Genomic DNA, 22,095 nt, shown 5'->3' on the forward strand with positions numbered 1-22,095 from the left:
TCCCGGGAGCCGCCGTCATGCACGACGACCGCAGCATCACCGAACACCGCCTCCGCCGGGTCCTGCACGAACGCATCGCCCCGGCCGTGCACTCCCAACCCGTCCCGCTGACCGTCGAACGCTGGGACGCCCCCGGCGAGCCCGTGCCCGTCGCCGAGGGCCTGGCCGCGCCCTACGGTCCCTGCGCGGTCGGCGACGCGTGGGGTCCGGCCTGGGGCACCACCTGGTTCAAGGTCACCGGCACCGTGCCCGCCGCATGGGCCGGACGGACGGTGGAGGCCGTCCTGGACCTCGGCTTCGACCGGATGATGCCCGGGTTCCAGTGCGAGGGCCTGGTCCACCGGGCCGACGGCGGCGAGGTCAAGGCGCTCAACCCGTACAGCGACTGGGTCCGCGTCGCCGACCGCGCGACCGGCGGCGAACGCATCGAGTGGTACGTGGAGGCCGCGTCGAACCCGGTCCTCGTCGACCACCGCCCCAGCTTCGAGGGCGACCGGCTGACCAGCGGGGACCTGCCCCTCTACCGGCTCGCCCGGATGGACCTCACCGTCTTCGAGCCGGAGGTCTGGGAGCTGGCCCGGGACCTGGAGGTGCTCCACGACCTCATGACGCAGCTCGACACCGCCGACGCGCGCCGGCACGAGATCCTGCACGCCCTCGGCTCGGCCCTCGACGCGGTCGACCTCGGCGACGTCCCCGGCTCCGCCGCGGCGGCCCGGGCCTGCCTCACCCGGGTGCTCGAGGCCCCCGCCAACGCCTCCGCCCACCGGATCAGCGCCGTCGGCCACGCCCACATCGACTCCGCCTGGCTGTGGCCCCTGCGGGAGACGGTCCGCAAGGTCGCGCGCACCACGTCCAACGTGCTCGACCTGATGGACGAACACCCCGAGTTCGTCTTCGCCATGTCCCAGGCCCAGCAGCTGGACTGGATCAAGGAGAACCGGCCCGAGCTCTTCGAACGGATCAAGAAGCGGGTCGCGGAGGGCCGGTTCGTGCCGGTCGGCGGCATGTGGGTCGAGTCCGACACCAACATGGTCGGCGGCGAGGCCATGGTCCGCCAGTTCCTCTACGGCAAGAAGTTCTTCCTCGACGAGTTCGGCGTCGAGACCCGCAACGTCTGGCTGCCCGACTCCTTCGGGTACACCGCCGCGCTGCCGCAGATCGTACGGCTGTCCGGCTCCCGGTGGTTCCTCACCCAGAAGATCTGCTGGTCGCAGGTGAACGCCTTCCCCCACCACACCTTCTGGTGGGAGGGCATCGACGGCACCCGGGTCTTCACGCACTTCCCGCCGGTCGACACCTACAACTCCGACCTCGGCGGCGCCCAGCTGGCCCACGCGGCCCGCAACTACCGCGAGAAGGGCCGGGGTTCCCGCTCGCTGGTGCCCTTCGGCTGGGGCGACGGCGGCGGCGGGCCCACCCGCGAACACCTTGCCCGGGCCCGGCGCCAGCGCGACCTCGAGGGCTCCCCGAGGGTCGAGATCGAGCGGCCGGACGCCTTCTTCGAGAAGGCCCACGCCGAGTACGCGGACGCGCCCGTCTGGGCCGGCGAGCTCTACCTCGAGCTCCACCGCGGCACCTACACCTCGCAGGCCCGGACCAAGCAGGGCAACCGGCGCAGCGAGTCCCTGCTGCGGGAGGCCGAGCTGTGGGCGGCGACCGCCGCCGTACGGGTGAGCGGGTACGCGTACCCGTACGCGGACCTGGAGCGGATCTGGAAGACGGTGCTGCTCCACCAGTTCCACGACATCCTGCCGGGCTCCTCCATCGCCTGGGTGCACCGCGAGGCGCGCGAGACCTACGGGCGGGTGCGCGAGGAGCTGGAGGGGATCACCCTCGGCGCCCAGCGGGCGCTGGCCGGGGAGGGTGCCGAGGAACTGGTCTTCAACTGCGCCCCGCACACCCGCCGCGGCGTCCCGGCCGGGGCGGCGGACCGCCCCGCCGAGCCCGCGGAACCGGTCACGCTGGAGGAACGGCACGGCGGCGGCCACGTCCTGGCCAACGGTCTGCTGCTCGTCGAGGTCGACGGCCGCGGCCTGCTGGTCTCCGTCCACGACCTGGAGGCCCGCCGGGAGACCCTCGCCCCCGGGACGGCGGCCAACCTGCTCCAGGTCCACCCCGACTTCCCGAACATGTGGGACGCCTGGGACGTCGACGCGTTCTACCGCAACAGCGTCACCGACCTCGTCGGTGCCGACGCCCTGGAGGTCACCGAGAGCGGCCCGCACGCGGCCACCGTACGCGTGACCCGCTCCTTCGGGGCCTCCCGCGTGGTCCAGAGCATCACCCTGCGCGCCGGGTCCCGGACCGTCGAGCTCGGCGCGGACGTGGACTGGCACGAGACCGAGAAGTTCCTCAAGGCGGCCTTCCCGCTGGACGTGAAGGCCGACCGGACCGCCTCCGAGACGCAGTTCGGCCACGTCCACCGGGCCACCCACACCAACACCTCGTGGGAGGCGGCCAAGTTCGAGATCTGCGCCCACCGCTGGATCCACGCGGAGGAGCCGGGCTGGGGGGTGGCCCTGCTCAACGACTCCACCTACGGCCACGACGTCACCCGCGACGTACGGCCCGACGGCGGCCAGACGACCACCGTACGGCTCTCCCTCCTGCGGGCTCCCCGCTACCCCGACCCGGAGACCGACCAGGGGACCCACCGCCTGCGCTACGCCCTCCTGCCGGGCGCGGGCATCGGGGACGCGGTCCGGGAGGGCCACGCCTTCAACCTGCCCGAGCGGGTGGTGACCGGCTCCGGCCCGGTCGCCCCGCTGCTCACGGTGGACGACGACGTGGTGGTGGTCGAGGCGGTCAAGCTCGCCGAGGACCGCAGCGGCGACGTGGTCGTCCGGCTCTACGAGTCGCGCGGCGGACGGGCGGCCGCGGTCCTCACCGCCGGTTTCCCGGTCGCGGAGGCGGTGGAGAGCGACCTGCTGGAACGTCCCCTCGCGGGCGCGGCCGTCGCTCCCGCGGCGGCGGACGGCACGGTCGCCCTGACCCTGCGGCCCTTCCAGATCGTCACGGTCCGGCTGCGCCGGGGGTGAGCCGCCGGCCCCGGGACGGGCGTGAACTGCGCCACACGGCCGTCCCGGAGCGCCGTGAACCCGGGGGTACGGGCGCCTCCCGGGTTATGCACTTAGTTGCAAAACCCGCCCCTCCTCGCTAGAACAGGTTCATCACCCCCGCGCGAGGAGGCGCCTCCCATGAGTTCCCAGAGCCGGTACCCGCACCTGCTGAGCCCCCTGGACCTCGGTTTCACCACCCTGCCGAACCGCGTGATCATGGGATCGATGCACACCGGCCTCGAAGAGCACGAGGGCGGCTTCGAGCGCCTCGCCGCCTTCTACGCCGAGCGCGCCCGCGGCGGCGCCGGCCTCATCGTCACCGGCGGCATAGCCCCCAACGACGCGGGCCGCCCCTTCGAGGGCGGCTCCCGCCTCACCACCGAGGAGGAGGCCGCCGAGCACCGTGTGATCACCGACGCCGTGCACGCCGAGGGCGGGAAGATCGCGATGCAGATCCTCCACTTCGGCCGCTACGCGTACCACAAGGACCTCGTCGCCCCCAGCGCGCTCCAGGCCCCCATCAGCCCCTTCGTCCCGAACGAGCTCACCGATGCCGAGGTCGAGCAGACGGTGGAGGACTTCGTCCGCGCCGCGCGCCTCGCCAAGCTCGCCGGCTACGACGGCGTCGAGATCATGGGCTCCGAGGGCTACCTGATCAACGAGTTCATCGCCGCCGCGACGAACAGGCGCACCGACCGCTGGGGCGGCTCCTACGAGAACCGCGTCCGCTTCCCGCTGGAGATCGTCCGCCGCACCCGCGAGGCCGTCGGCGAGGACTTCATCCTCGTCTACCGCCTCTCCATGCTCGACCTGATCCCCGGCGGCTCCACCCTCGACGAGGTGGTCCACCTGGCCAAGGAGATCGAGGCGGCCGGCGCCACCATCATCAACACCGGCATCGGCTGGCACGAGGCCCGCATCCCCACCATCGCCACCTCCGTGCCCCGCGGCGCCTACACCTGGGTCACCAAGCGGCTCATGGGCGCGGTCTCCGTCCCGCTCGTCACCAGCAACCGCATCAACACCCCCGAGAAGGCCGAGGAGATCCTCGCCGACGGCCGCGCCGACCTCGTCTCCCTCGCCCGGCCCTTCCTCGCCGACGCCGACTTCGTCGCCAAGGCCGAAGCCGGCCGCCCCGAGACCATCAACACCTGCATCGGCTGCAACCAGGCCTGCCTCGACCACACCTTCAGCGGCAAGATCACCACCTGCCTGGTCAACCCGCGCGCCTGCCACGAGACCGAGCTCGTGCTCTCGCCCACCAAGCTGAAGAAGCGCGTCGCGGTCGTCGGCGCCGGCCCGGCCGGCCTCGCCTGCGCGGTCTCCGCCGCCGAACGCGGCCACGCCGTCACCCTCTTCGAGGCCTCCGGCCACATCGGCGGCCAGCTCGACGTCGCCCGCCGCATCCCGGGCAAGGAGGAGTTCGAGGAGACCATCCGCTACTTCGGCACCCAGCTCACCGCGCACGACGTCGACGTCCGGCTGGACACCCGCGCCGACGTGGAGACCCTCCGGGACTACGACGAGGTCGTCGTCGCCACCGGTGTCACCCCCCGCACCCCCGACATCGAGGGCGTGGACCACCCGAGCGTCGTCAGCTACCTCGACGTCCTGCGCGACGGCGCCCCCGTCGGCGAGCGCGTCGCCGTGCTCGGCGCCGGCGGCATCGGCTTCGACGTCGCCGAATACCTCACCGACAGCGGCGAGGGCGCCGCCCAGGACCCGGAGGTCTACTTCCGCCACTGGGGCGTGGACACCGCCTACACCGGCCCCGGTGGGCTCACCGCCCCCGAGCGCCCCGCGCCGCCGCGCAGCGTCCACCTGCTCCAGCGCAAGACCACCAAGGTCGGCGCCGGCCTCGGCACCACCACCGGCTGGATCCACCGCGCCGAGCTCAAGCACCGCGGGGTCGTCTCCGTCGCCGGGGCCTCGTACGACTGCATCGACGACGAGGGCCTGCACATCACCGTCGGCGGCGAGCAGCGCCTCGTCCCGGCCGACACGGTCGTCCTGTGCACCGGTCAGGAGCCGCGCCGCGACCTGTACGAGGCCCTGCGCGCGGCGGGCGTCGAGGCCCACCTGATCGGCGGCGCCGACGTCGCGGCCGAGCTCGACGCCAAGCGGGCCATCCGCCAGGGCACGGAACTGGCGGCCCGCCTCTGACCGAAAGGGGATTGTGGCGGTCCGGCCGGGCCGCCACAATCGCCCGGTGACGTTCTCTCCCGCAGACGCAGACAAGATCCTCACCGACAACTTCGCCCCCTGGGTGCTCGCCCTCGGGCTGACCGTCCAGGAGACCGGCGAACGGCACGCCGTCCTGCGGCTGCCCTGGTCCGACGAGCTCGCGCGGGACGGCGGCGGCCTCTCCGGGCAGGCCATGATGGCCGCCGCCGACACCGCCACCGTCATCGCGATCTCCGCGGCGCGCGGGACGTACGGGCCGATGACCACGGTCCAGCAGTCGACCAGCTTCCAGCGGCCGGTGATCGGCGCCGACTTGCTCGTCCACGTCCGGGTCACCAAGCTCGGCAAGCGCATGGCCTTCGCCGACATCACGCTGACCCCCGAGGGCGCCGCCGAACCGGCCGCCACCGCCTCCACGGTCTACGCCCTGCTCGGCTGAGCGCGCCCGGCGCGGCCCGCCCCCGGCCGCCCGCCGGGCCGGGGCAGGACGGTCGGCGCGCGGGCCCGGCCCGGTTCTGGGATCATGGACCCCGGGGAGCCGCACCGAGGAGCCGCCATGTCCGGACAGTTCGAGGCGAGTGTCGAGATCGACCGGCCGGTCGAGCAGGTCTTCGCCTATCTCGCCGACGGGCGCAACGACCCCGAGTTCAGCCCGCGCGTCCAGCAGATCACCCGGACCCCCGAAGGGCCCACGGCCCTCGGCACGGTCTTCCGCAGCACGGTGAAGGACGCGGGGATGAAGACCGCACGCGAGTTCCGCGTCGTCGGCTTCGACCCGCCCCACCTGATGCGCTGGACGGAGCAGAGCCGCAACCTCGTCACGGCCGAGGGCGGCTACGACCTCGTCGCCCTGCCCGGCGGCCGCACCCGCGTCCGGATCTTCAACACCCTGAGCGGCCACGGGTTCGGCAAGCTCCTCGTCGGGCTCGCGGTGGCCGCCGCGCGCAAGGACGCCCCCGACTTCGGCCGCCGGATCAAGGCGGCCGCGGAGGCGTCCCTCACCTGAGGCCGGGGCCGGGGCGCGTCGGCGCGCTCCGCCCGCGGCGCGCGCCGACCGTCACCCGAGGTCCGGCCGGGCCGTCAGAAGCGTCCCGGAGCGGAGGGGAAGGGCAGCCGCCGCTCGGGCGCCGGGGTGCGCTTCCCGGCCGTGGCCGGCGGGTTCTGGCAGGTCACGTCCTGGGCCGGCAGCCTGCCCGAGACCAGGTAGGCGTCGACCGCCGCGTTTGCGCAGGAGGACGGGTCGAAGAGGTACACGCCGTGGCCCTCACCGCCCGCCGCCAGCACCATCCGCGAGCCCTTCAACGCGCGGTGCAGGCCCTGACCGCTGGTCAGCGGGGTCTGCGAGTCCCACTCGTTCTGCACCGTCAGGACCCCGGCGGCCTTGCGCATGGGCGTCGCCGCCTCGACCGGGCGGTCCCAGAAGGCGCACGGCTTGACGTTGGACGCGAAGTCCCCGTACAGCGGGTACCTCACCTTGTCCTTCGCCGCGTCCCGCTCGTACTGCTCGGTGTAGCGCGGCCAGGCGCCGGTGTCTCCGCAGACCACCGCCCAGAACACGGCGGTGCCGTTGTCGCCCGCGGGCTCGGCCGCGGCCGAGGAGCCGCCCCGGAGCAGCCGCACCAGCTCCGCCCGGTCCGTACCCGGCGTCGCCGGGGCGCCGTCGGCGGCCGCCTTGAGCGCCGCGACGAGGGGGGACGCCTGCGAGGGGTAGAAGAACACGCCGCGCGCGGCCCGGACCATGTCGCCGGTGACCTTCTGGCCCTCGAAGTCGATCGGCTCGCGGTCGGCGCGCGCCACCAGGCCCCAGAAGGTGTCGGACACGGCCTTCGGGGTCTCGCCCAGGCCGAACTCGCCCGACCGCTCGGCCGCCCACCGCGTCCACCGTGCGAAGGCGGGCTCCGCCTCCGTGGCCCACACCTGGATCATGCCGCGCCAGATCCGCTGCGGGTCGACACCGCTGTCGAGGACGAACCGGTCGGTGCGCTCGGGGTACATCTGCGAGTACACCGCGCCGAGGTAGGTGCCGTAGGAGTAGCCCAGGTACGAGAGCTTCTTCTCGCCGAGCACGGCGCGGACGGTGTCCATGTCGCGAGCCGTGTTGCGGGTGGTGATGTGGGGGAGCACCGCACCGGACTTCTCACGGCACTTGTCGGCGACGGTACGCGCCCATGTGACGTCGGAGCCGAAGGACTCCGGCCGGTAGGGACGGTCGAAGTCCTGCTCGGTGTCGGTCAGTCCGCAGGTGATCGGGCTGCTGGCGCCGACGCCGCGCGGGTCGAAGCCGATGAGGTCGTAGCGGTCCCGTACGTCCTTCGACATCGCGCCGTCCATCAGCAGCGGGAGGTCGAGCCCCGAACCGCCGGGGCCTCCGGGGTTCAGCAGCAGGACGCCGTGCCGCTTGGCGGGGTCGGTGCTCTTCATCCGGGATATCGCGAGGTCGAGAGTGGGGCCGTCGGGCTTGCGGTAGTCGAGCGGCACCTTCAGCGTCGCGCACTCGTACGAGGCGGGCTGGTCGGCACTGCAGCGGTGCCAGGCGGGCTTCTGGCGCAGGAAGTCGGGTCCGGGGGCGGCGGAGGCCTGCGTCGCCCCCAGCAGGGGCACGGTGGTGGCGAGGAGTCCGGCGGCGGCGAGCAGTGGCGCGAAGCGTTTCAGGCGCACAGGCGGTCCTTTCGGTGAAGTCTCCTGTCGCCCCACCCTGTTGCACGGTCCCGCCCGGCCGAATCATCCCGGAGGGCCGTACCCCGTGGTACTCGCGAATGAGCCGGTATCAGACACTGGCCGACACGCCGGAACCGCTGCGCCGCCCGAACTCACCCCGCGGGGGGAGGGGATGTGGGGGAGGGGTGCCCGGCGTGCTCTCCCGCACCGGAGTGCTCGCCCCCTCCGCCGTGCCCGGCGGGCGCGCCGTGCGTGTCCCCGACCTCCACCGTGCCGCCGATCCTGCCCCGCAACGCCTCCAGGGCCTCCTTCGACTGCGTGGTGACCACCCAGCGGTCCCCGACGAGGTAGACACCGCCGTAGGCCCGCGCCTCGTCCAGCCAGGAGCGCAGGCCGCCCGCCGCGGCGAAGGTGACCATGCGGTAGGCGGCCTGCCCGGCCTGGCAGCCTCCCTCGCGCAACTCCTCGGCCTCCACGTTCACCTGCGCGGTGCACCCGATGGCGGAGGCGATCGCCTCCAGGGAGGTGCCGGGCGCCGTCGCCGGCGGGGTCCCGGACCCCGCGGCCGACGGCGAGGCGGACGGCGCGGCGGACCCGGTCTCCGGCGCGGTGGTCGCCGCCGCCCCGGAACACCCGACGCACAGCAGTGCGGCGGCGCAGACCATGGCGGCGGCCCGGAACGACGGGCGGATCCGCCGGATGCGGCGGGCGGCGCTGGAGGGCATGGCAGGACCTCGCTGACTGTTCGGGAAAAGGATCGTGGCGCCCGGGAGGGGAGGGCCCGGGCGCCACGCGTTCTGGGGGAGGGGGCCGACGAGGGCGCGGGGGTCAGCCGGCGGCCTTCGCCTTCTTGCCCTTGTCGGTGACGGCGAACCAGAGTCCCTGCTTGTTGTGCCCGCTGATGTCTCCCGGCTCCTTGTCACCGGTGAAGGTGTACATGGGCCAGCAGTCGATGGTGAGCTGTTCCGTCCCGTCGGGCCGCTTGACCGTTCCCACCAATTCGGCGGGAATTCCCTTCACCAATTCCTTGTCGACGGGCTTGGCGGGCTTCCAGGTGTCGAGGCAGGCGCCCAGGCAGCCGATTTTCATCGGCCAGGCGCTGTCCTTGTCGAAGCGGTAGAGGGTCCGGCCCTCGGCGTCCGCGAGGATGGGGCCCAGCTCGGCATTCCGGTTCACGACGAGGACGTCGCCCTTGGCGGCGTCCCCGCCCCCTTCCGCGGGTGCCTCGGCGGGTGCTTCGGCAGGGGCCTCGGCCCCGTCCCCGCCGGCGGCGCCCGCCGCGGCCGGCTTTCCGGCGGGGCCCAGCGCGTGCCAGGTGCCGCCGACTCCCTCACCGAGAGTGTCGCCCGCCTTCGCGTCCTTGGCGTAGCGGTAGACCGGCCAGCCGGCGAGCGTCAACTGGCGCGTGCCGTCCGCGCGTTGTACCGATCCGAGCAGGGATTTGTCGATGCCGGCACCGGCCTGCGCGTCGTCCGCGGCCACCGGCGGCCAGGCCTTGGCGCAGTCTCCCTCGCACGCGGACTTGGGCGGCTTGGGGGTGTCCTTGTCGAACCGGTAGAGGGTGAAGCCCTCACTGTCGGTGACCGTCGAGCCGAGTACCGCGATGTCCTTCACCTGGAGCTGTCCGGCGGGTCCGGTCTTGGCGCCGGCCTCGCCGGCCGGAACGGCGCCCGAACCGGAACCGTTCCCGTAGAGGTCGTAACCGGACCCCACCTGTTTGGTGTCGCCCACCGGCTGTACCGAATCCCCCTTTCCCGCGGAATTGTCGCCTGAGCTGCATCCGGCGGTCAGCAGAAGTGCCGCAACGGCCGACCCGGCGAATATCCCACGATGCATCTTCTTCACGATCTCTCCTTGAGGTCGGGATTCGCGATTTCCTGCTCTGGGTAATTCATACGGGGTGCGTGGCGACCGGAGTCGACATCACTCGGAATTTGTCAGATCGCGCCAAGACTGAACCGGGCGGAGCTGGTTCAGTCCTGGATCCGCAGCGCGAGCGCGGGGCAGCGCCGCACCGCGCGCAGGGCCTTGGGCCGCAGCCGCTCGGGTACGGGCATGGAGGCCTGGGCCGGGAAGCCGTCCTCGTCGAGCCGCACCACGTCGGGGAGGATGTCCACGCACAGCCCGTGGCCCCGGCACAGCGTCCAGTCGACCACCAGCCGTTCGGGGTTCTCGTCCTCGGGCAGGGGCAGCGCCCCCCGGACCCGCCGGCCGCACCCGCTGCCCAGGGCGTGGTCGCGGAACTCGTCCGGGAACGAGGCCAGCGCGGAGGCCACGAAGCCCGCGGTGCCGTCCGGATGGCTGCACGCGCCGCGCCTGCGCACCGCCCGCATCCGGGCCTCGATCGCGTCCAGGGCGTTCCTGCCGCCGCCCCGGACCGCGTCCTCCAGTACGTCGGCCAGGGAGGGCAGGCCCCGTACGCAGGGCCCGCACTGTCCGGCGGACTCCTTCGCCATCCAGCGGGTCACCCGGGCCACCTCGCCCGCCGGGCAGGTGTCCTCGGGCAGGGGCAGGACCGCCCCCGCGCCCAGTACGGCGTCGAAGGAGGCGAGTGACCCGCGGGAGATGTCGGCGGCGAGGGCGGAGCCCGGACTGAGCCAGCGGCCGTGGTAGCCGCCGACCAGGACGCCCTGGCCCGGATCGGTGCCGCACAGCTCCAGGACGTACGGCAGCGGGGTGCCGGTCGGCACCTCGACCACCGTGGAGCCGGCCACCGTCAGCAGGGTCGTGCCCGGCTCGGTCGGCAGTCCGGTCGCGCGGTAGTCCAGGGCCCCGAGCCGTGCGGCGACGGCGAGTTGGGCGTAGGTCTCGGTGTTCGACAGCAGGGTGGGGACCCCGTTCAGCCCCCGGTCGCTGGTGCGCACCTTCTGGCCGGAGGGCAGTGTGGGCCCGCCGTTCAGCCCGTTGACCATCGAGGTGCCCTCGCCGGTCACGAAGCGCTCGGGAAGCCGCACCACCCGCGTCCGGCGGCCGGCCGGGCCGCGTTCCGCGATGGCTTCGCGCAGCGACTGCTCCACGTCCTCCCGGGTGACGCCCAGGACGACGTCGTCGGCGTTGAGCGCGGCCGCCGCCAGGAGGGCGCCGTCGAGCACCAGGTGCGGTGCGTGCAGCAGCAGTGCCTTGTCCTTCAGGCAGCTCGGCTCGCCCTCGCTGCCGTTGACGACGACGGCGGTCTGCCCGTCACGGTCCCGGGCCGAGCGCATGACGGCGCGGAGTTTGCGCGCGAAGGGGAAGCCCGCGCCGCCCCGGCCGCGCAGGTCGATGTTGTCGGCGAGGTCGACGAGTTCGTCCGGCCGGTAGCGCGGCATCTGGCCGTGGGTGGTCAGATGGGCGACACGGTCGAGCCGGCCGATCTGGTCGAGACCGGCCAGCAGCCTGGGGGTGCCCACGCAGCCGAGGCTGGGGCGCGGGCCGCTCATGTCCACCGCTCACGGGTGGCGAAGCGCTCGGTGTCCCCGCCTCCGGGTCCGCCCGAGTCCGCGTACGCCGCGGCCGGCCGGGGTGCGTACACGGCGGTGCGCGGCGGCTGTTCGGGCCGGGGCGGTGCGGCGGGGCGCGGCGGCTCCTGGGGCCGCGGCTCGCGGCGCGGCCGGGGGATGGGGGCCGTCACCGGCTCGGGTGTGGGGCCGCCCTGCCCGACGGGCCCGGACGACCCCTCGTCCAGCCGGGACTTCAGGCGGTAGGCCAGGATCGCGGCGACGCCCACCAGGGCGAGCGCGTACGAGGCCGTCACCCAGGTGTCCGCCGGGCGGCCGGCCTTCAGGCCGTGCACCAGGGAGGCCCCCCACGCCGGGTAGGCACCCATGTGCAGGGCCCGCCACAGCATGGAGCGCTTCTTGGTGGCGAACACGCTGCGGGCCGCCCCGGAGATGGCCACCGCGAGGAAGAGGTATCCGGCCAGGGTGCCGAATCCGATGAGTACGGGCCGGGCGGGGTCCGCGAAGGGGACCACGGCCGCGGAGGCGGTGGTCTGCTGTTCGGCGATCTTGACCCATATGTGCAGGGCGAGGAAGCCGAGCCCGGACACCGCGAGTCCGCGGTGCACGCCCTGGGCGAGCAGACGGTGACCCGATTTCAGGACCTGACGGTCGGTCGCCACCAGGCCCCACAGGACGGTGGCGGTGAGCGAGACGAGCGAGAGGACGCCCGCGCCGAAGTCGAGGAAGTCCCACAACTGGGTCAGCGCGCCGGCGCGGGCGGCCACCGTGATGGAAAGGACGGCCGCGCCGACGGCGCACAGGGCGCCGGGGCTCATGCGGCCGGTCGTGGGAAGGAGGGAGGGCCGCCGGACGGCCCTGCGTCCGGTGGCCGGGGCCGCTGCCGAGGCCGCGTGGCGGCTCTTCCGGCGGGCTCTGTGCGGGCGGGGCATGTGAGGCTGGGGCAGGGGCATCCAGTTCTCCTGTGCGCCTGGGCTCCGAGCACTCCACCTGGCGCTCGGCGCCCGGGGGTCGTGGTCGTCAGTACCCGGCAGCGCTGTGAAACTCGGCGCCGGCCGCGGGAACTTGGGGCCGGAGTGCAGCAGCATCGTGGAGCTGCACAGCACCTCCACGGGATTTATCGAAACGTGATAATTTCTCGCACCGCGTCTCCGACGCATCGAACAACACCGGAAGATTCCCCTCCAGCGGAGGTTGCGACAGGCCACCGCGCCGCCCGCCATCTACGCACCCCCGACCGTAAAAAGACGGTAAAACCGGGGATCCGTAGGTGACCGGACCTCACAAGAAGGGAGTGCGAGGGCCGCAACTCCCGCGTCGGACAACGCTGTTGACGCGGGGGGCAACCTCGGCGGGCTTGCCACACCCCTCTCGGGCAAGCCTCACCCCGGCACGAACGAGGAAAACGATGTGCGAACTTCTGAACCGCATCTGGTCCCGCCCACGCGGCGAGTGGACCCGCGTCCTGCGCAGGGAACTCCCCGCACTGGCCGCCGAGATAGTGGAGGAGCTTCTGCATGGAATTCCGGAATTTTCCGCCCTTATCGATGACAACGATGCCATTGATGAAGAAGTGCTCCGCCAGGCGGTGGAAGAGGCCCTCCTCACCACCCTCGGCTACCAGGAGCACTCCCGGGAACAAGGACCGGACCAGAACGAGGACCAGAACGAGGACCCGGCCGGGAGCCGGATCGAGACCCCGGCCGGCATCGGCCTCAAGGAGGCGGGCAGGGAGGAATGCGAGGTCATGCACGAAGGCAGGGAGGAAAGCATGCGCGAGGCGGTCCGGGAGGTCGCCCGTGACGGCACCCGCGACGGCGGCGTCCGGGAGGGCGCCCGCGGCTACGACCGTGCGCGCCACGAGTTGTTCAAGGCGCTCACCGACGACCGCATCGCCTCCGACAGCTCGCTCGTCGAGCTCGCCGAGGCGGCCGGCTGGCCCCTCCCGCTGGCCGTCCGGGCCATTGTTCCGGCCACGCCCGGCGAGGCCCAGCAGCTGACCGCGGTCCTGGACGACGCCCTCGTCGGCATGTTCGCCGGCCGGCCCTGCCTGCTGGTCCCCAGCCCGGAGCAGGAGGTCCGCGGCCCGCTGGAACACCTGCTGCGCGGCCGCATCGCGGCCGTCGGCCACGCCGTCCCGCTCCGCGACACCGCCTCCTCGCTGCGCTGGGCGCTGCGCCTGATCGCGCTCACCCCCGCGCGACCGGGCATGGAGCCCCGGGCCGTCTTCGTCGACGACCACCTCTCGACGCTGCTCCTCCTCCAGGACGAGCCCCTGGCCCACGCGCTGGCCGCCCGGTGGCTGCGCCCGCTCGCGGACCTGACCCCGCGCCAGAGCGAGCGACTGGAGGTGACCCTGCTCGCCTGGCTGGAGGGCGGCGGGGCGCCGGAGGCGGCGAAGGCCCTGAGCGTGCACCCGCAGACCGTGCGGTACCGCATGCGCCAGCTGGAGAAGCTGTTCGGAACCGGCCTGCGTGACCCCCGGACCCGGTTCGAGCTGGAGATGGCCCTGCGCAGCCGGCGGCTGATGGCCCAGGTGCGGCGCCAGCACTCACGCGTGAGCCGCAGGACGGCCCGGGTGATACAGGCGGACTTCACCCCCGTGGTCGTCGGCAGGATGGCCCGCGTCAACGGCCTCTGACCCGAGCCGCCCGACCGCAAGCCCGGCCCGGTCCCCTCACCACAGGGGGCCGGGCCGGGCTTCGTGCGCGCACCCCGTACCTGCGCGCCCCCGCCGCCGTGGCCGACCGCGCCCGAACACGGCCGGACACGACGACGCGGTGCCGGCCCGAAGTCGGCTTCGGTCCGGCACCTGTCCCGGGCGGGCGCGGCGTGGGGTGAGGGGCGCGCCCGCCCGGGAGTCCAGAGGAGTTCCCGCCACCGGTGTCAGCGGCAGTTGCGTCCTTCGTTGATGCAGTTGACGGCCTTGTTCATCAGGTTGTTCGACATCACGTTGATGAAGTCGTCGTGGTCGGTGATCGGCTTGTGCAGCTGCTCCGGGAAGGTGTCCACGGCGATCCGGGCCCCCGGCGCCACCCCGTACGTCAGGCGCATCACCAGCTGCGGAATGGCCTTGAAGCCGTTCTGGCAGCGGCCGTTCTTGTCGGGGAAGGCCACGTGCGTGCGGTGGTTGGCGCTGTCGATGTTCTTGCCGTCCCAGCAGCTCTGGAAGGTGAAGCTGCGCACGACGTCGCTGCCCTTGGGGCAGACGGGGTACTTGTCCTTCAGCTGGCGGTTCTCGAAGCCCGTGCAACTCCAGGAGGAGTTGGCGTTGGCCGTCCCGTTGGTGAAGGCCTTGGCGTCACCGGTGATGATGCGCAGGAAGCGGGGCATCGCGGTGACCTTGCCGACGGGGCTGCCCTTGAAGGTGATCGACACCTGCTTGGGCTTGAGGATGGTGCCGACGTTGGCGTCCAGGCCGCCGCCCGGCGCGTTGGCGTCGCGCTCCTGCCGGCCGTCGCGCAGGCGCAGCACCGGCCAGTAGTAGCTGGACTGGTCCCCGTTGGTGCACGTGGTGCCGGAGCGGGCGAGGCTGTCGTTGGTGGAGAAGGCGTCGGTCGAGTTGTTGCCCACGTAGTCGTGCATGTGGTGGGCGCCGTTGGAGACGCCGGGCGCGACGATCACGTTGTCCGGGTTGAAGTGGCCGTTGTCGTTGCGGCCGCAGCTGGAGGTGAACGAACCGGTGGAGGCGCCCCGTCCGGCCGAGGGCGTACGGACGTTGGGGCGGACCCTGGTGATGTCGGTGAAGTCGCTCTTCGCCGGGCCGGCCTTGCGGCCCGCGGCCGAGGCCGCCACTCCGGCGTTGCTCGCGGCCGCGCCCTCCTCGGCGTTCTCCTCGGGGGCGGGCGCCTTCTTCATCTCGCAGGCGCTCAGCTTGCCCAGTTCCGCCGGGCGCTGTCCGCCCCGGCCGATCGCGTCCTGCATGCCCGAGATGGTCCGGTCGCGCTGCTGCTTGAGCTCGCCGAGCAACTGGTTGCCCTGGGCCTGCCCGGCGGCGAGCCGCCGGTAGGCGTCGGCCACCTGGTCGTCCAGCTTGGCCAGGCCCGTGTCGACCTCGGCCTTGGCCTGGTCGGGCACGTCCTTGAGCTGTTCGCCCACGTCCGGGCAGTCGATGGTGGACGTGAGCCGTCCGGCACGGTCCTGTCCGGCCGAGGCGTTGCCCGCGACGACGGCGACACCGCCGCCGCCGAGGACGAGTGCGGAGACCAGCCCCAGCACCTTGGCCGTCAACCGGGGGCGCTTGTGGCCCTTCTGACTCATGAGATCACTTCACTTCTTCGGGGGGACGTTGTCGGAGAGCGCGTCGAAGTCGACCAGTCCGGTGTCCTCGAGGACCGTGATGTGGTCCAGGACGGTGGTGTTGGCGGACGTGGCGAGCGCCCGGACCATGGAGTTGCGGGTCTGAGCCCGGATCCCGGCCAGGAGTGCGAACACCTTTCCGTGCGCGCGGCGCAGCAGGTCGACGAAGATCCGTTCGTACTCGTCTCCGCGCGCGCGGCTCATCTGGCCGAGCCATTCCTGCTGCTGGGCCGAGGGCTGGTTGGGGAGATCGATGCCGAGGGCCTGGCCGACCTGGATGACCTGCCGGTCGAGTTCGGTGTGGCCGTCGACGAGGTGGTCTCCCGCCGTACGGATCGCGGGCTTGCTCCCGCGCTGCTGGGCCTGCCGGCCCGCGGGCAGCTCCCACAGGCCGGCCAGGCGGACCTTGCGGACGAAGTCGCGGTCCGCGGCCGTCAGCGGCCCGTAGGCGGTGCTGACCGTGCCGAGGCCGTCGTCGTCGGCCGCCGCCGGGGTGGCCGACGTCGCGGCCTGGGCCCGGTTGCCGAAGCTGTCCACCGGTACCAGCAGCGCGACCAGGGTGAGGGCGAGGGCGCTGATGACGACGCCACTCGCGACCGAGTATCTGGTGGCCACCGACCAGCTGCTGATGCTTCTCCGCCGCGTTGAAAGCAATGTGCCTCCTTGCTCCGTGGGGCCGGGAGGTGGCGGGGCAGGAGGGGCCGCACGCCGTGCGGTGCACACCCGCATTCCCGGGGGTGTCACGGGACGCTAGTGGCAGGCGTGACGGCGCTGGGGGAGCAAGTCACCATCGGACAAACATCAGGGGGACTCCTCGAAAGGCTGATATCTTGCCGCGCGCGCCCCCGTCTGCGGCCGGGTCCGCCGCGCGGCGGGCCCCCACGGCCGCGCCCCTGCCCGCCGGATGCGAACTGTCCGTACAACTCGCCCTGTGGGAGCAGGAGTTGGCGGTACGACGGAGAGGCCGGACAGGACGCCGTCAGCGCCCCGCCCGGCCCCTCGGGCCGTACCGCGCCGGTCAGGCGGTGGCCGCCGCCAGCACCGCTTCACGGGCCGCCCCGGGGGCGGAATCCGGCCGGTCCGCCGCGGCGTCCGGCTCGGCGGCGGGCTCCGGGGCGTCCGTCAGCAGCGCGATCAACGAGGTACGGGCGCGGGCCACCCGGGAGCGGACCGTACCGATCGGACAGCCGATCGCCTCGGCCGCCTCGGCGTAGGGCAGCCCCAGCAGCTGCGTGAGGACGAATGCTTCCCGCCGCTGTGCCGGGATCGCCGCCAGCAGCTCCGCCAGCGCGATGCCGTCCTCGAAGCCCGGCACCCCGTGGGGCTGGGCCTGTTCGGCCGCCGCCTGCCAGTCGCAGCGGTCCGAGAGTCTGGGGCGGGCCGCCGCGTGACGCAGGCTGTCCACGACGGTGCGCCGGGCGATGGACAGCAGCCAGGTGCGCGCGGAGGAACGGCCCTCGAAGCGGTGGAGCCCCGCGAGCGCCCGCAGGAAGACGTCCTGCGTGAGGTCGTCGGCGGCCTGTGCGTCGGCACTGAGGTAGGCGACGTAGCGCCAGACGTCACGGTGCAGCGCGCGCACGAACCGGTCGGTCTTCACCCGGTCGCCGTCCCGCGCGGCGAGCGCCAGCCGGGTCACCTGCGCATCGGAGTCGTGCGTGTGCCGGGCCGGCCTGGCGCCGGCGGGACGGGGCGGGGCGTGGAGTGCGTTCAGGGCAGGAGTCATCGCCAAAGGTCCTTATGTACAAGGGGTGTCCGGCGCCGCACGCGGAACGCGCGGACCGGTGAGGGGTACGGCCTGCCGCCGGGGCATGGCCGAGGCCCGAGGCACGGAGGTCGACCGCGACGACGCGGGTCGCTCGCGGGCACGGCTCGGGTGACCGGCTGTCAGAGGACAGCAGATCCCGCCGGAGGACCCCTGGAGGTGATGGCGTGGACGAGGAACAGCTGCCGCGGCGCGCGCTCCCGGCGCCGGCGGCGCACCCGGGGCCGCGGCGGGTGCCCCAGCACGGCCGGGCTGCGCAGCAGCAGGCCGAGCGGGGTCCACAACCGCGCGGCCACCGCCCGCACCAGGCGGAAGGCGGCGCGCTCGCCGTGCGCGAGCCACAGCCCGCACAGGACGGCCGCCAGCAGGTGGGCGGCCGTCATCCCGGCCGGGGACATCAGGGCGGGGGGCAGCAACGCCGTGGACATGTCGGCCATGTCGTGGCCGCCGTCCGCCAGCGCGGAGGCGGAGGCGTGCCCCGCGCCGCCGTGCGCACCGTGGTGGGCGTGCCCGGTGCCGGCCGGCGTACCGGCGCTTCCGGCGAGGAGGCGGGGCGCCGCGGACTGGGCCAGGGAGAAGCCGCTGTGGAGCAGGGTCTGGACGGCGACCGCCGCGGCGGTGACCGCCACGGTCCCGCGTTCGCGTCCGGCCAGGCACCAGGCCGCCGCCGTACTCCCGGCGAACCCCGCGGCCAAGGCCCACCAGGGCACCGCCGCACCGGACATGAGCACGTGTCCGACCGCCGCGAGCACCACACAGAGGGCTGCGAACGTCGCAGCCCTGAGCGCACGTAAACAGCGGACCGGCTTCATGGCGGGCTCATCCTCGCACCGGCCTCCCGAGCCGCACACCGGGGTACGCACTTCCGGACAAGTTCCCGCGACCCACCTTGTCACAGGGGGGTCGCTTACCTCATGTGGTGCACGGCACACAGGAGCGGAGGGAACCGGCCCGCCGCTCCACCCGACTGCCTACCCGGGCGGCCGGAGAGTCCAACATGCGGATGAGGGGGAGTTCGTGGCAGCGGAGGGAACGGCGGCGGTGTCGCCGGCGAAGGCGGACGAGGACCGGCCGGACCGCCGGCTGACGGTGCTCCTCACCTCCGCCATGGCCTTCTCGATGCTCCAGTTGTTCCTCCTTGGGGCACTGGGACCGCGCCTCGTCGGGGAACTCGGCATCTCACCGGCCGTGTTGGGGCTCACGACCACGATCGGCTTCGGGACGGCCGCCGCGCTGTCCCCGGCCGGCGGCCGGATCGTCGACCGGTTCGGCCCCCGGCGCTCGCTCGTCGCCCTGCTGCTGCTCTCGGCCGCCGCGCTGGCCCTGATCGGTGCCGCGCCCGGCGCCGGTCTGCTGCTGGCCGCCGTCGCCCTGGGCGGTGTGCCGCAGGCCCTCGCCAACCCGGCCACCAACAAGGCCGTGCTGCGGGCCGTGGCCCCGGCCCGCCGGGGCGCGGTCACCGGACTCAAGCAGTCCGGTGTGCAGCTCGGGGCCTTCGCCGCCGGTGCGCCGCTCTCGCTCCTCGCGGGCGGCATCGGCTGGCGCGGCGCCGTCTGGGTGGGCGCCGGCGCGGCCCTGGCCACCGGGGCGTGGGCATGGCGCGTCCTGCCCACCGACCCGCCGCCCGCGCCCGCGGGCCCCCGTACGTCGCGCGTCCCGCGGGGGATGGTGGCCTGGCTGGCGGTCTTCTCCCTGTTCCTCGGCGCCGGGATCGCCTCGGTCAACACCTACGTGGCCCTGTTCGGCGCACAGCGCCTGGGCATGGGGCCGGCCACGGCCGGGGCGCTGGTCGCCGTCCTGGGCGTGGCCGGGATCGCCGGCCGGATCGGGTGGTCGAAGGCGGCCCGCCCCGGGCGGGCGGAATGGCTGCCGGGCGTGCTGGCGTGCGGAGCCCTCGGCGCCGCCGCCCTGCTGGCGGCGGCCCTGCTGGTGGGCCCGCTGGTGTGGCTCGGTGCCGTGGCCGTCGGGGTGTTCGCCGTCTCCGGCAACGCCGTCTCGATGGTGCTGGTCCTGCAGCGGGCCGCCCCCGGCCGGGCCGGGCAGGACTCCGCCCTGGTGGCCGCCGGGTTCTTCGCGGGATTCGCGGTGGGCCCGCCGCTGTTCGGCCTGTTCGCGCAGAGCGGCCGGTACGGGCCGGGCTGGGCGCTGGTGGCGGCGGAGTTCGCGGTGGCGGCGGCCGTCGCGTTCGGCTGGGCGCTGCGGGACCGGCGCGGAGCGGCGGCGTGAGCGCGCCCCGCCCCGGCGGCCGGGCGGACGGAACGGGGACGCGGGCGGCGCCACGGGCCGGCGCCCCCGACTGGGTCGCCCCGGCGCTGGCGGCCGTCATGGAACGGGTGGCGGTGACCGCCGCGGAGGTGGGCCCCCGCTTCCCGCTCCACGCCGACCCGGCCGACGGGCGGTGGACGACGACCGCCCGCGGATCGTGGACCGGCGGCTTCTGGTCGGGGCTGCTGTGGCTGAGGGCCGCCCGCACCGGGGCCGGCGCCGACCTCGAGGCCGCCGCCGCGTGCACGGCCCGGCTGGAGCCGTGGCTGCACGCCGACACCGCCACCCGGGGCCTGATCTTCTGGTACGGGACCGCACCGGCCGGGGACGATCCCGCGGCCTCCGCACTGCGCGCGCGGGCGGCCCGGGCCTGCCTGGCGGACCACGACCCCGCACTCGGCCTGCTGCCCTGGGGCGGGGCGCTGGGCGGGCCGCGGCTGCTCGCCCGGGTCGACGCGGTCCCGGGCACGTTCCCCCTGCTGGCCTCCGCCGGGCCGGACGGCGCGCGGGCGGCCGCCGCGCACCTCGACCGCCACCTCGATCTCTGCCTGGACCGGTCGGCGGCCGCGGCCGCGGGGCGGCGCCCGTGGTTCCGTCCCGCACTGGCCCTCGACGCGGCCGGAGGATGGCGGCCCACCGCCGATCCGCCGCACGGCTGGAGCCGGGGCCGCGCCTGGCTGCTGCTGGCCGTCGCCGACGCGCTGCTGCGCGGGCACCCCGCGCCCGACGGGTCCGCCTCCCGGCGGGCCGAGGCCGCCGGACTCCTGCTGGAGCGCGGCTGCCCGCTCGGCGGCGGGGCCGTCCCGCCGGCCGACACCGGCCTGCCGGAGGGCCCCCTCGACACCTCGGCGGCGGCGATCACGGCGGTCGCCCTGCTGAAGCTGGCCCGGATCCCCGGACCGCGGGGCGCCGCGTACGCCCACCGGGCGGAAGCCGTGCTGCACGCCCTGGTGCGCGGCCACCTCACCGGCCGGGGGCCCGCCCGCCCGGCGGGCATGCTGCTCGACGGCTGCTACGACGCCGCCGGCGCGACGGCGGTCCGTCACGAGCTGGTCTGGGGGGACTTCTTCCTCGCCCTCGGGCTGGCCGCGCTGGACGGCTCCGTCGATCTCACCCGCGTCTAGCGGCCGGCCGGCACGCGGCCGTAGTCGCGCAGCACCCGCCGCGCCACGGAGGTGATGTGGAGCTCGTCCGGGCCGTCGAGGATGCGGGCGGCCCGGCCGGTGCGGAACAGCGCCGGGAGGGGGGTGTCCGGGCCGAGCCCGGCCGCGCCGTGGACCTGGATCGCGGAGTCCACGACCTGCTGGAGCATGCGGGCGGTGGCCACCTTGGCGAGGCCCACCTCGGTGCGGGCGTCCTCCCCGGAGTCGATCAGGGCCACCGCCTCCATGACCAGGGGCCGGGTGGTGCGCAGCGCGAGCAGCGCGTCGAAGACGTGCGCCTGGACCAGCTGCCGGTCGGCGAGCGGCCCGTCGGACCCGTCGTGGGTGGCGGCCCGTTCGCACATCAGGTCGAAGGCCCGCCGGGCCTGGCCGAGCCAGCGCAGACAGCGCAGCGTGCGGCCCAGCAGGAGACGCCGGCCCGCGATGTCCAGCGCGCGGCCCGGCTCGCCGAGGAGGTGGTCCGCCGGGACGCACACCCGGTCGAGCTCGATCTCGTACGGTCCGGCCCCGCCCAGGACGGGCAGTTCGCGCGCCACCCGGAAACCGGGCGAGCGGGTGGGCACGAGCAGCAGGGACAGGCCGTCGCGGTCGCCGACGGCCCCGCTGGTGCGGGCCAGGACCGTCACGAGGTCGGCGCCCGCCGCCCCCGAGGTGAACCACTTGCGGCCGGTGACCAGCCAGCTGCCGTCCGGACGCCGTTCGGCCCGGGTGGCCGTACGGAGCGGGGCGGTGCCGGGCACACCGGGTTCGGTCATGGCGTAGCAGGTCCGCATCTCCCCGGCGACCAGCGGCTTCAGGTAGGCCTCGCGGACCCCGGGGCTGCCGTGGCCGGCCAGCATCCGCACGTCGAGCAGCGGGGCCGAGCCCACCGCGGCGGGGCCGTGGTCGCTGGCCCCCTCCGCCTCGGCCAGCTCCGCGTACTCACGGAACGGCAGCCCGCCGCCGCCCAGTTCGGCGGGGAGCGGGAGCGCCCACAGGCCCTCCGCCCGGGCCTCCTCCCGCAGCGCGGCCATGAGGGCGGCGGCCGCGGGGCCGCCGGCGTCCAGCGCGGACTCCCGCGGGAAGACCCGTTCGCGGACGAACCGGCCGACCTTCTCTCCCAACGGATGCCGTCCGCCGACGTGTTCGGCGCAACCGGCGCCCTCCGTGCGGGGATCCTCCACTGCCTGCCTCCTCTTTCCCGGAAATTCCCCTCGATCTGCGGGAACTTCCGGCTCCTGCCGGAATTCGCGGGACCGTGCGGGAACTCGTACGAACGGCCGAGC

Annotated in this window: 17 protein-coding genes; 7 read left to right on the forward strand and 10 right to left on the reverse strand. The window is 74.1% G+C overall.

Features of this window, described 5'->3' with window-relative positions; translation table 11 throughout:
- The first annotated feature begins 17 nt into the window (after positions 1 to 17).
- From ACPU2J_RS28860 to ACPU2J_RS28875, 4 genes are all read left to right on the forward strand, one after another.
- Positions 18 to 3,041 (forward strand): alpha-mannosidase, encoded by a 3,024-nt coding sequence (locus ACPU2J_RS28860; protein WP_423834319.1) that lies wholly within the window; start codon positions 18 to 20, stop codon positions 3,039 to 3,041.
- Between the two features lie 159 nt (positions 3,042 to 3,200).
- Positions 3,201 to 5,225 carry an FAD-dependent oxidoreductase gene (locus tag ACPU2J_RS28865; RefSeq protein ID WP_420078955.1) on the forward strand — a complete coding sequence of 675 codons (2,025 nt, stop codon included), beginning with the start codon at positions 3,201 to 3,203 and terminating at the stop codon, positions 5,223 to 5,225.
- 46 nt (positions 5,226 to 5,271) lie between these two features.
- On the forward strand, positions 5,272 to 5,685 hold the full coding sequence (locus ACPU2J_RS28870) for a PaaI family thioesterase (RefSeq protein ID WP_423834320.1): 414 nt from the start codon (positions 5,272 to 5,274) through the stop codon (positions 5,683 to 5,685).
- A gap of 117 nt (positions 5,686 to 5,802) precedes the next feature.
- Complete coding sequence (locus ACPU2J_RS28875) at positions 5,803 to 6,252, forward strand: SRPBCC family protein (protein ID WP_361595313.1); 450 nt, start codon at positions 5,803 to 5,805, stop codon at positions 6,250 to 6,252.
- 74 nt (positions 6,253 to 6,326) lie between these two features.
- Here ACPU2J_RS28875 and ACPU2J_RS28880 read toward each other — a convergent pair whose 3' ends face one another.
- The 5 genes from ACPU2J_RS28880 to ACPU2J_RS28900 form a co-directional block, all read right to left on the reverse strand.
- Positions 6,327 to 7,904 carry an alpha/beta hydrolase gene (locus ACPU2J_RS28880; RefSeq protein WP_423834321.1) on the reverse strand — a complete coding sequence of 526 codons (1,578 nt, stop codon included), beginning with the start codon at positions 7,902 to 7,904 and terminating at the stop codon, positions 6,327 to 6,329.
- 152 nt (positions 7,905 to 8,056) lie between these two features.
- Positions 8,057 to 8,629, reverse strand: a complete 573-nt coding sequence (locus ACPU2J_RS28885; protein ID WP_420078953.1) for a hypothetical protein — start codon at positions 8,627 to 8,629, stop codon at positions 8,057 to 8,059.
- A 103-nt stretch (positions 8,630 to 8,732) separates the two neighbouring features.
- The gene (locus tag ACPU2J_RS28890) at positions 8,733 to 9,740 is read right to left on the reverse strand and encodes an SCO0930 family lipoprotein (protein WP_399309945.1); all 1,008 of its coding nucleotides are present in this window, start codon (positions 9,738 to 9,740) and stop codon (positions 8,733 to 8,735) included.
- A gap of 137 nt (positions 9,741 to 9,877) precedes the next feature.
- Positions 9,878 to 11,293 carry an NADH-ubiquinone oxidoreductase-F iron-sulfur binding region domain-containing protein gene (locus ACPU2J_RS28895; RefSeq protein ID WP_365070929.1) on the reverse strand — a complete coding sequence of 472 codons (1,416 nt, stop codon included), beginning with the start codon at positions 11,291 to 11,293 and terminating at the stop codon, positions 9,878 to 9,880.
- 26 nt (positions 11,294 to 11,319) lie between these two features.
- Entirely contained in the window at positions 11,320 to 12,159 is an 840-nt protein-coding gene (locus ACPU2J_RS28900) for a hypothetical protein (protein ID WP_423834322.1), read from the reverse strand.
- 590 nt (positions 12,160 to 12,749) lie between these two features.
- On the opposite strand from ACPU2J_RS28900, the gene ACPU2J_RS28905 reads away from it, so the two are divergent.
- Positions 12,750 to 13,982, forward strand: coding sequence for a PucR family transcriptional regulator (locus ACPU2J_RS28905; protein ID WP_423834323.1), 1,233 nt, complete (start codon positions 12,750 to 12,752; stop codon positions 13,980 to 13,982).
- 245 nt (positions 13,983 to 14,227) lie between these two features.
- Here ACPU2J_RS28905 and ACPU2J_RS28910 read toward each other — a convergent pair whose 3' ends face one another.
- The 4 genes from ACPU2J_RS28910 to ACPU2J_RS28925 form a co-directional block, all read right to left on the reverse strand.
- Positions 14,228 to 15,601: a DUF1996 domain-containing protein gene (locus ACPU2J_RS28910; RefSeq protein ID WP_420078949.1), complete on the reverse strand. Its 1,374-nt coding sequence runs from the start codon at positions 15,599 to 15,601 to the stop codon at positions 14,228 to 14,230.
- 9 nt (positions 15,602 to 15,610) lie between these two features.
- Positions 15,611 to 16,255 carry a DUF4142 domain-containing protein gene (locus tag ACPU2J_RS28915; protein WP_361595327.1) on the reverse strand — a complete coding sequence of 215 codons (645 nt, stop codon included), beginning with the start codon at positions 16,253 to 16,255 and terminating at the stop codon, positions 15,611 to 15,613.
- 403 nt (positions 16,256 to 16,658) lie between these two features.
- On the reverse strand, positions 16,659 to 17,363 hold the full coding sequence (locus ACPU2J_RS28920) for a sigma-70 family RNA polymerase sigma factor (RefSeq protein WP_423834324.1): 705 nt from the start codon (positions 17,361 to 17,363) through the stop codon (positions 16,659 to 16,661).
- A gap of 161 nt (positions 17,364 to 17,524) precedes the next feature.
- Complete coding sequence (locus ACPU2J_RS28925; protein WP_423834325.1) at positions 17,525 to 18,127, reverse strand: hypothetical protein; 603 nt, start codon at positions 18,125 to 18,127, stop codon at positions 17,525 to 17,527.
- A 292-nt stretch (positions 18,128 to 18,419) separates the two neighbouring features.
- Here ACPU2J_RS28925 and ACPU2J_RS28930 point away from each other — a divergent pair, with 292 nt between their 5' ends.
- Together ACPU2J_RS28930 and ACPU2J_RS28935 are read left to right on the forward strand one after the other, a co-directional pair.
- Positions 18,420 to 19,628: an MFS transporter gene (locus ACPU2J_RS28930; protein WP_423834326.1), complete on the forward strand. Its 1,209-nt coding sequence runs from the start codon at positions 18,420 to 18,422 to the stop codon at positions 19,626 to 19,628.
- Entirely contained in the window at positions 19,625 to 20,791 is a 1,167-nt protein-coding gene (locus ACPU2J_RS28935; protein ID WP_423834327.1) for a sugar ABC transporter permease, read from the forward strand. Before ACPU2J_RS28930 ends, ACPU2J_RS28935 begins: the two co-directional genes overlap by 4 nt.
- On the opposite strand, the gene ACPU2J_RS28940 is transcribed toward ACPU2J_RS28935, so the two are convergent.
- A complete protein-coding gene (locus ACPU2J_RS28940; protein ID WP_423835017.1) occupies positions 20,788 to 21,933 on the reverse strand; it encodes an acyl-CoA dehydrogenase family protein in 1,146 nt (381 codons plus the stop codon). The genes ACPU2J_RS28935 and ACPU2J_RS28940 overlap by 4 nt on opposite strands.
- Positions 21,934 to 22,095: the final 162 nt, after the last annotated feature.

Origin of the sequence: Streptomyces manipurensis, assembly GCF_049570255.1 — a bacterium.
Lineage (GTDB): Bacteria > Actinomycetota > Actinomycetes > Streptomycetales > Streptomycetaceae > Streptomyces > Streptomyces manipurensis.